Consider the following 10,144-nt stretch of genomic DNA (forward strand, 5'->3'; position numbering starts at 1 on the left):
AATAACATATACTTTCCAAAATTAAGTTAAGAAATGCTTAGTGCGAGATATAAATAAAGGCCGGTTTTTCTTCTCCCCTAGAGTTAATAAAACCAAAATTTCTTTGACGCGCTTTACGCCAGGGCTTGTGTCCTACAACAGAAGCCGGGATTTCATTAAAGTCATAAAGCGTCCACGATAGGAACGAAATATTAACTTTTTTTAGGAATTGTTGCATCAACTGATGGTATTCTGCCTGATCCTGTTCATCGTATCCCCAGGGATTCCAAAAACCCTTATAAGAAGATATTCCAAACTCTCCCATAACCAATGGCTTGTCTATTTCTTCTATTAGGCCGGCATAAGTCACTTCAAGTTCTGTTATATCTTTATAATAATGAAAAGTTACCAAGTCTACTTGGTCTTTTAACAATACAGCACTTTCAGGATTAGACCAACCAATGGTTACCAAATGGTTTGGCGCTATATTTCTTAACTGATGAATAATACTTTTAAGCCAGTTCAAAACTAAATCTTTCCCCCTGCTTTCAAAATCAAGGTCAGGTTCGTTTTTAATATCCCAGCCTAAAATGGCCTGATGATCTTTAAACCTGGAAACAATCTTCCGCAGGTGTTCATGCGTCAATGTCCAATTAAGAACCGAATAATCTCCGTAGAAGTCGAATAAAGTAACAAACACCTTAATATCCATATCTTCAGCTGCATCAAGTACTTTATTTAACTTTTGAAGTTTAGCTTCCTTCACATCTGCACCTCCAAAATCCTCATAAGGAATAAAAATCCTAATAGTGTTTAAGCCTGTTTCTTTAATAAGCTGAAAATCAGCTTCAATGGTAACAATATCAAATTCATCACCAAACATATTCCAGGGTGTTTTCTGCGGATAATAATTGATACCTTTTATTTTGTATCTCTTATCCTTATAAAAAACCTGATCTTCCTGAATGCTCCAGTAAGATTTATTCTCTATTTGTTCGGCCTTGAAATTCTCTTCTAGCTTTTGCATATGCCTTACCCTCCAAAAACCATCTTCCAGAAGCATCATTACCCGGTAAGAAGAAGTGTCTACGCCCCTATCTAAAACTTTATCATTTTCAAGGCTTTCTGAATATTCAATAACATTTCTATCCTTAAAAACAACCAGTTGCCCATCTGCACTATAAAACTGAAGTTTTGGATGATGTGCCGTAGTAGTCGACCTAAAATTGATATTTTTTGCCTTATTAGTATCCAGTATCTTATAGATATTCACCCGGGCACTATCTGTATAGTAATCTTCAATTCCATAATCCTTATTGGTTTGTAAGGCTAAATTCTTAACGTACCAGGAATTCAAATAATCGCGTTCTATCTCTTTTAGGTTTTGTACTTCCATGGGCCTGCCTTCATACGAACTGGTATCCCAGCTAATCTCCGGCAAATACATTCGACGACTTTTGATCTCGGTATGCAACATAGTAGAACGATCGGCACCAGTGTTTAGATAGCCTAAAACCGTACTTATCCCAAAAATAAGAAAGGCATTCACTGCGAGAAAGCTAAGGATAAGAATCGCACGGTATAAGTTTTTATTAATCTTTTGCCGCATGTAGGTTTATTGAATAGATTTGGTGACACCAAGAGTTCCTATTTTAAAGGTAAAAGAATCTGCATAATTAATACCCCTGCCAGGCTTAAAAATTGCAAAGCCAGCTTTGCTTGTTTCCCTATGCCTGGAATGAATCTCATTATTACTATCCAAAATTTTTAAAACCACTTCTGTCCCGTCGGGAATATATTGTCCCAGAAAACTAGTTAAGGGCCCCACCTTAATGAAGTTGTTTTCTAAATCGAGCTCTACATTAAAATCCTCTATAACAGGCTCATAATCTACTACAACCTCATTACTTTTGGCCATTCCGGTAATATTGGCTGAGATTTTCCAAGTAATGGGCTTTTCGGGGTGTAGTAATTGTGCCGTGGCCACTCCGTTTATGGTAGCGGCGTAGGTTTTCTGTATTATATTTTCTGAATCTATAATCAAAAACTCTACAAAAGTCCCATCGCCCACCAGGTTATTAAACTCATCCTTAATTACCGAAGTTTTAACCCTGGTTACCTGGTTTCCATCGGCAAAAGAATGTTCTCTTTGTATGGCAAGTTTAAAATCTGTAGCCACCGAAGGATAAACCTGGCTAATCATTTCCTTAGTCTGTAAACCTTTAGAAGTACCTGAAACTATAATGTTACCGACTTTCTCTTTTGAAGTGATATTCTTCCAGGCAAACATATTTTTTATTTCGATGCTATCTGTTTTCAATACTCCCTGAAAGAATTCTGAAATTTCAACTCCGGTACCATCAGATAAAGGATTATCAAACCTGTCTGTGGGAATACTTATCAGCATAGAATAATCTTTACCTCCTGCCTGTATACTCCTGGGGCCAAAGTAGTTCTCAATAAGTTTGGGTTGTAACTCTGGCAAAACCATAACCTTTCCCGACTTCATAAGGCTAACTCCCAATAATTTCCATTTTATAGTTCCTGCTTTTTCTGAAATAAACCCGGGAACCTCAAATATTACTGAATTACCCACTATTTGAGGAATTAACATAGTTTTACCGTAAGAGCTATTAACGAGCAAACGTGCATCAGCATGAATATTATTAAACTCCAGCACAAGTTTTTCACCTGCAATTATTTCTTTTGGTATAGGCGATACAGCCTTTCCCGACACAACATCTTCTGCCTTTAAGATGCTAATAATCAACAAACAAAGCATGAGTAAGTAATTTTTCATCATTTGGGGTTTCCTATATAGTTATTCATTTCAATCTTTAAAAAGTGAAAACCAGCTCCTTCAAACTCCTGCAGTGCAAGTTTTGATTGTATTAGGTCCCTTACAGGAATTACCTTCCCGGCAATCGATTTGTTCGGCAAGCCATTCACATATATATTTTCCATCGAAGAATTAATTACCGAAAGTTGACCTAGATCCTGAGGTGAACTTTCAAAATACTGTTTCCGCTGTACTCGAATACCTTCTTGTAAATATTGATGATCTACCCAGATCAATTCTGAATTCTCATTATAATATGAATATATAAGTTGAGGAATAGTTACTTCTTCTATCCCATAATTAAATAGCATTCCTTTTAATTTTCCATTTTCAATCTGCAGTTTATTTAAGCTAACACTTTTATAAAGATCTGTAGTAGCCACATTCCCGGCACATTGCAGGTTAAATTTTACGGGGTAAGATTCTAATTTAACAGGAGTAAATTCATTAGGGTCAAAGGTTTCTGGAATCACATCCTCTTCATTCAACCAGGCTATACCTTCAAAATCTACCCTAAAGCTACTAATTTCTTTAGGCATTAGTTTATGTTTTATAACCTGCCTGGCATTATAACTGGCCAGTTCGTTATTGGCTTCATCATATAAAGTTCCTTTAACCACTACATCTGCAGGAACATGATCTACGTTTTGAATCTCCCCAACTATAGAATACCTGCCATTGAGCACAACAAGCTTAGCCGAGAGTACTTCTAATACAGGCTGCTTTAGTACATCTTCATGGTGGGTTTGCTGGGTAGTGATTCTTCTTCTACCGTGATTGTAGAACTCTGTTCGGTTCTGTGAGAATAACTGATCAGCAGGAAGATCTGTATCCAATTTTGTTGGTTCCATATACCACTTATTATTAATCTTGCTCAACTTATGATGAAACTTCCTTTCAACAATTTCAATAGGCGTCACCCAGGAGGTAAATACTTTAGCATTTGCCACAGAATCATTTACCCTGCTAACTGCTACGTTAATGCTATCTAGTTTAGCATAAGAACTCAGCACCCCATCACTAACAGAAACTTCCAGCATAAACTGGGCAATACTTTTACCGCTTTCAGGATTAAGATAGGAATGTGCCCTTTCAAATTCTTTAAAATCTATCGCATCATAATAGGCTTTCACTACATTTTCTTCAGAAACCTGATCCTGGTTATCGTTGTATATATAGTAAAGTGAAACTAAAATTACCGCCAAAAGCAAGAAACCGTATATATGGCTCACTTTTAATACCGCTGGCCTGAACCTATTGTAACTAAGTTGAAACCTTAAAAAATCTGGTTTTTTAAGATCTCCCGTCTTTAATGCATTGAACCAAATTAGTTGCAAGTTGATAAAAAAAGCGATCAGGACAGTCAATACAGGAATAATTCCCCACATCAATTTTAGAAAGACCGGTACATCCTGAATTCCTATAATCTTGGATAAAGGGGGAACATTTAATTTCTCCCAAACTACAATTCCATTTTCCAATTGCTGCAATCGCTGCCATCCACTAAAATATAATAAAGGATCATAAAACTTATCATTAGAAAAAATATACTTAAGATTATATTTTTCGGGTACGGCAAGGAACTGCTGCAACGAACCTATTCCCTCCACGCCCCTAAACTTCGAATTTTCCAATCGCTCTACCGCCCTGGTGGTAAGCTCGGGCAATCTCCTGGCCGAATGATAATTTCCATCTACTGTAAGTGCCCGTGTTTGGGCAGAAAGCCAGGCCATCTGGTCTCCAAACCCCAGGGTTAAAAACCGCCAACGATCGTGCTGATCCTGGTTTAAGAAGTTTACAATAGGTAACATTTTAATACTTTGAGGTTGCATGGGCCTAAAATACCCCAGGCTTAGCGTGAATACCGTCAAAAAAAGGAATACACCAACCATACAAGCTCCTATCACCCTATGGTATACCGCACCAAATTGCTCCTGTATTCTTTTTTTTAGATCTCCCTCAGCAAATCGGTAGGCGAATTCGCCAAATATGGGTAGGGCTATTATAGACCCCCATAGCGTAAACCTATCCAGTGTTAAAATATTGAAAGCAGTCTCTCCAAGTAACATTCTTGGTATAGGAGTGGTGCCTCCTGTTCCTAAAATGAATAGCATAGAAAACGATAAACCGAAGAAAAGATATCTTTTTGAATAGTATCGGTAAAAAATATAGGGAAACAGAAAAAACAAAATTCCCCATGGAATAATAAAAAAAACCAAACCTGAAGAGGTCACCTCTATAAAACTATCTCTACTACCATGTGGTATAGGCACCTGAGTGATAGGGTTCTTTTTGGTATTAATCCAATATGGTAAAATACATACAATTATGGCTACCAACGATGAAAGCCCAAATATTATGATACGTTTAAATAACCGAAAGAATGTCTTTAAAAAAGTTCTAAAAGTCACTTTTGCAAACCCGCCTACCTTTTCGGAAGACACGTCCATAATTACCATTCCTATTAATGGGAATATAAAAAATATCATTCCAAATATTGGGGTTACATGATGTGAAGTAACTGTAACAGCTATTAGAGATAATGCCCTAAAGTAAAATTGCCTTTTACCGGTTTTTATAAACAAATAAATTTCAGGTAAAGAATGCATTAAAACAGAGACCCCAATAATACTGGGAAGCTGCCCAAATATATGCAGAGTCTCTACAAAAGATGAAGAAAAAACAGCCAATAAAGCCGCATAACCTGCAACTTTCCTATTGGCGGTTATTAAGAGGCTAAACCTGTAAACACCGGTAATAAATAAAACTACCCCGATAATTGCCACTAAGAACATTCCAAATTTAAATCCGCCTATAAAAGAAAACAAAGCTATGGCTTGATGCACCAGGGGAGGATAGCCCATCACGGTAAACCCGGTATACCATTTATAGTTCCAGGGCTCAAACCAACTATTGGTATAATGTTCGGCAAAGAACAAGTGAATTAAAGCATCATAGGTGTTCTCCAGAGTAAAAAATATTGTTGAGGTATGAAAAACGACTCCTATAATTAGAGCAGTGATTAGGTATTTATTGGTTGTTTCTTTCATTATAAAACTAATGGTGGTTACTCAATTATAAAAGTAGTACAGGATTTAAACACCTCAAACTCACTGACCGAAAGCAACTTGCCATTCACCGATAAAAATTAACTACTTTATCTAATTCTCAAAAGCCGAAGGCAGGTTCCATCTATTTTTGGATTATAAACTAAACTTATTACCATGAAAATCCTAGCAGTAGACGATCAGCAATTGGTATTAATGCCACTTGAAAAGAGGTTAAAAGAATTAGGCTACACTGTAAAAACAACTACAAATGCCGAAAATGCAATAGACCTTTATAGGGAGTTTGAACCAGATCTATTGATAATAGATATCAATATGCCCGGAGTCTCCGGTTTAGAGATCGTACAATATATCCGCATTAAAATTACCGCAACCAAACCTATTATTGTACTGTCGGGAAATACCGATGACAAATTAATTGTAGAAGGATTTGAACTTGGCATTCAGGATTTCATGAAAAAACCATTAAGCCTGGATGAAATTTCTGCCAGAGTTAAAAGACTTATTGGTTCACCGGTCACAGAAAATCTACAAGTATCCACCAATAGTATACTTCAGAATAGATGCGTAGGGGTTGTGATTCCCTGTTACAATGAAGAAAAAAGGTTAAAATCTGAAGAGTTCATCAACTTTATAGAAAAAAATAGTGGTTACCACTTATGTTTTGTAAATGATGGTAGCAAAGACAATACTCTACAGGTACTGCAAAGTTTGCGAAAAGGAAGGGAAAACTTTATAAGCATTTATAATTGTGAAAAAAACGCTGGTAAAGCAGAAGCTGTTAGACAGGGCTTGGTTTATATGTCGCAATTTAAAGATCTGGATTATGTTGGTTTCCTGGATGCCGATCTATCTACAGACTTCCAGGATTTTGATGATCTTGTGAAGACTATTGAATCTACAAATTTTCAGATTGTAAACGGATCGCGTATCTCAAGAATGGGTGCAAATATTACCAAAGAAAGCGCTAGAAAAATAATAAGTAGCACAATAAACCTCCTTATAACCAAAATTGTTGGTATGCCTTTTAAGGATACTCAATGTGGCGCAAAAATTATGAGAAAGGATCTAATTCCGGTAGCTTTTCAATCGCCTTTTTTAACAAAATGGTTGTTCGATGTAGAAATATTTATGAGAATGAAAAATCATTTTGGATCAGAAAAAGCGCAAAAAATGATTTGTGAACAACCGTTAAAACGCTGGATCCACGCTGATGGCTCTAAACTTTCTATAAAAGATTCACTCAATATTGGATTTCAGTTAATAAAAATATACGGAACTTATACGCTTACCCCTTTGTTTACAAAAACAAAACCCGATTTTCAAAAAGAAGATTCATTAAACCCTTTAATAAAATAGAAAAAACTACTTAGAATATAGAATGCTCGTCTGCTGTGGCTAGAAGTTATTAAAATTAAAAAGCCCTCTCAAAATTGAAAGGGCTTTACTTACGTAAATTATTTATAAATAATATTAAAACTGAAATGCATACTGAATTTTCAAGCCAAATGCCAGGGTTTTAACTTCATCTAAATCCTGTATTTCACGGGCTGACAACAAGCTGCTAAAAGCAAAGTCTGTAGGGGCCTGGGCATTATAATGAACAAACCTCTCCCCTGAGGTGTCTGGCTTAATATCATTTAATCCGTAATCTAGAAAAAGCCCCATATAAAGCGACCTATTATTCTCCAACATTAATTTCACACCGCTTTCCAAATGAGCTACAAAATTTGTTTTTAGGTCGAGCTCAGATTTAGAATTATTTACAGCTTTAAATTCGCCAAAACCTGCAAATGTAGGACTGGTAAGTTCCACGTCATACTGTGAATAATATCCGCTGGTTTCTAGTGAACCGGCCGAACTTTGGTATTCTGAATTTAAAACTAAACCTGCTTTAACTCCGGCAGCTGCATAAAACCTGGTCGTACCAAGCGATTCGTATTGAACCTGAAGAGGTATATTTAAAAAGTAAACCTCCTGGTTCTCTGAAAAATTTGAAGCTGCATATCTAAATTCAAAAGATTCTGCCTCAGAATCCTGAGTCATATACGCCCCTTGGGCAGTAGGTACAAAAATGGCCCCTTCCATATACTGCAATTCGGCACCTGTCCCAAGGCTCCAATTTTCAGTTAGGTAATAGGAATATTTGGCCCCAAGACCAAAACCATTTTCCAATTCACTACTCGCTCCTAAAGCTTCATAATTAAGCTTAGAAAAAGAGCCCTGTAGGTAAAAGGAAACTTCGTTATTAGACTGGGCAAATGTCGCCATATTAGCACTAAGTAAACTTAGTGCTAATATAAGACCTAAAGTAACTCTACTAGTTACGTTGTTTATATTGCTATTTTTCATATTTGTTTTAATCATTAAAGTAAATTTCAATAAGCATAAAACTATCTTATTTTACTATGAATTTGAGTGATTTATAAATGCTCTTAGTTTCAATTTTAAGAATATATACTCCTATTTCAAGATTATAAGGCAATGTTATGTTTGTACTTTTACTATTTGATTTCATTTGTTGGATAAGCCCCCCGTTAAGGGTATGTATTGATAGGTGCATGGTCTCAAGCTCCTCTTCCGGGAAATCGGTTAATAGTTCCATAGTTCCTCCAGAATTAACCGGGTTTGGTGCTAATGAAACATTTAAAGAGCTTTTTAACTGAACTGAAGAAATACAAGTTCTTAAAACTTCGCCATCTTCCGTTTCCAAAACCACGTAGTAGGAAGCATCAGCATCTAACTGATCACCGGTATTATTCCCTACAGAGTAGTATTGGTCATTACCAATTACAGAACCATTTTTGTACCAACGGAAACTCACAAATTTGTATCCGCCGTTGGTTTCAGGGTTGTTGTTAACCAGTAGTACATTATTAAATTTCTGAATTACAATATCCTCAAAATTGAAATTCTTTTCTATTATTATATTGTAAGTAGTACTCACATTTCCATCCCCTGAAGTAACTACAAGCGTTCTTCTATAAATCCCGGGAGTTGGCGTGTTTACAGTAAAGATATTTTGACTATCTATGGATGAACCTTGATTTGGTTCAAGTTCAATTTGAATCTCATTTTCTGAACTTCCACAACCAATTAGGTAGTAAATATCAATATTAGGATCGTTATAAGTTGTACCATTAATACTCGCGCTAACCAATCGGGCTTCACTACCATTTATAGTTAGGGTTCTTACCACAGGAGTGGCTGCCTCGTAGTTTTGGTTTCCTTCCTGCCTGGCCGTAATGGTAATTTGCCCACCACCTAGAATTCTCACAAAACCTCTAGGGCCAACTGTAGCTGCCGGGTTTTCTGATTCATAAGTGTAAGAATACATTACCGGTAAACCTGATGTAGCAACTGCATTTAGCTGAAAATGTTCATCTGATAATTGATTTCTATCTTCAAGTTCATCGAAAGTGATGCTTTGTGATGCTTTATTAATTACCATATTAGCGGTTAGCACCAAGTCTTTATACCCTGGTTTGCTAACTTTTGCCGTAACAAGGTAAGTCCCGGCATTTGTTTGCCCATTATTGGTATATTCTACCGTAGCACCCTCTGGAAGGCCAGATACAAATATACTGTGTTCTGTGCCGTTATAAACAAAAGCCTCAGTGTTATCAGCAAAACTCACTCCGGTAAATTCTGCTTTTTCAATCACTAAAGTCACCTCTTTTGAGGTCGCAAAGTAATTTTCAGTTTCAACTGAATTCACCGTAATTTCATAAGTTCCGGGTTCTATAAATCCTTTTTGAGGAGTATAGGTCAACTCAGTTTCTGAATGATTTAGGTTTGCTACGATATTCTTAACCGTTCCATCATAAACAAAAGTCTGAACAGCATCTGCGCTTATTTCTGCCTCAGCTTTATCAATCGTGAGTGTAGCAGTCAACTGAGCATCAGGACAAGTTTCAATTCCTGAAAAAAGATTTGCCGTTACAGTATACACCCCTGCTTTTATAGCTCCGTTTTGAATTCCTGTTTCCGGAACAATAGAATATTCTACAGAAGCAGTTTCAGGAAGATTTTTAACTTCCAGGCTATGGGCGTCTCCATTATATTCAAAACTTGCATCATGAAATGTCACCGCGTTTAATGGTGAAGGTTCTACAATTACTTTTTGCTTTTGTATAGTTGTATTTCCGTTCCCGTCATCAAAACTCCAGGTAATAACATAAGATCCTATTTCGTTGTATGTTAGCGGATCTGACGTTGTCGCAGTTAATTCTGAACAATTATCTTTAGCTGTTGGAGC

Annotated in this window: 6 protein-coding genes; 1 reads left to right on the forward strand and 5 read right to left on the reverse strand. The window is 36.5% G+C overall.

Annotated elements, in window-relative coordinates; genetic code table 11:
- Window positions 1-37: 37 nt before the first annotated feature.
- From I6U49_RS15120 to I6U49_RS15130, 3 genes are read right to left on the reverse strand one after another with little or no spacing between them, the layout of a single operon-like run.
- A complete protein-coding gene (locus tag I6U49_RS15120) occupies window positions 38-1,588 on the reverse strand; it encodes a cellulase family glycosylhydrolase (protein ID WP_198629466.1) in 1,551 nt (516 codons plus the stop codon).
- 6 nt (window positions 1,589-1,594) lie between these two features.
- Complete coding sequence (locus tag I6U49_RS15125; protein ID WP_198629467.1) at window positions 1,595-2,782, reverse strand: hypothetical protein; 1,188 nt, start codon at window positions 2,780-2,782, stop codon at window positions 1,595-1,597.
- Window positions 2,779-5,868, reverse strand: coding sequence for a hypothetical protein (locus I6U49_RS15130; protein WP_198629468.1), 3,090 nt, complete (start codon window positions 5,866-5,868; stop codon window positions 2,779-2,781). The genes I6U49_RS15125 and I6U49_RS15130 overlap by 4 nt, the downstream gene beginning before the upstream one ends.
- Before the next feature lie 174 nt (window positions 5,869-6,042).
- Between I6U49_RS15130 and I6U49_RS15135 the strand changes: the two genes are divergently transcribed.
- Window positions 6,043-7,245, forward strand: coding sequence for a response regulator (locus I6U49_RS15135; protein ID WP_198629469.1), 1,203 nt, complete (start codon window positions 6,043-6,045; stop codon window positions 7,243-7,245).
- Window positions 7,246-7,359: 114 nt separating this feature from the next.
- Here the strand turns inward: I6U49_RS15135 and I6U49_RS15140 are convergent, their stop codons facing one another.
- Together I6U49_RS15140 and I6U49_RS15145 are read right to left on the reverse strand one after the other, a co-directional pair.
- Complete coding sequence (locus I6U49_RS15140) at window positions 7,360-8,238, reverse strand: hypothetical protein (protein ID WP_198629470.1); 879 nt, start codon at window positions 8,236-8,238, stop codon at window positions 7,360-7,362.
- A gap of 46 nt (window positions 8,239-8,284) precedes the next feature.
- Window positions 8,285-10,144 (reverse strand): T9SS type A sorting domain-containing protein (locus tag I6U49_RS15145; RefSeq protein ID WP_198629354.1); only part of this gene is annotated, 1,860 nt, incomplete at its 5' end.

This window comes from Salegentibacter maritimus, from assembly GCF_016236915.1.
Taxonomy (GTDB): domain Bacteria; phylum Bacteroidota; class Bacteroidia; order Flavobacteriales; family Flavobacteriaceae; genus Salegentibacter; species Salegentibacter maritimus.

Excerpts from the sequence above, each read along its gene's own strand:
- I6U49_RS15135 (WP_198629469.1), top strand. The coding sequence starts at position 6,043 with ATGAAAATCCTAGCAGTAGACGATCAGCAATTGGTATTAATGCCACTT.
- I6U49_RS15130 (WP_198629468.1), bottom strand. The coding sequence starts at position 5,868 with ATGAAAGAAACAACCAATAAATACCTAATCACTGCTCTAATTATAGGA.
- I6U49_RS15125 (WP_198629467.1), bottom strand. The coding sequence starts at position 2,782 with ATGATGAAAAATTACTTACTCATGCTTTGTTTGTTGATTATTAGCATC.
- I6U49_RS15140 (WP_198629470.1), bottom strand. The coding sequence starts at position 8,238 with ATGAAAAATAGCAATATAAACAACGTAACTAGTAGAGTTACTTTAGGT.
- I6U49_RS15120 (WP_198629466.1), bottom strand. The coding sequence starts at position 1,588 with ATGCGGCAAAAGATTAATAAAAACTTATACCGTGCGATTCTTATCCTT.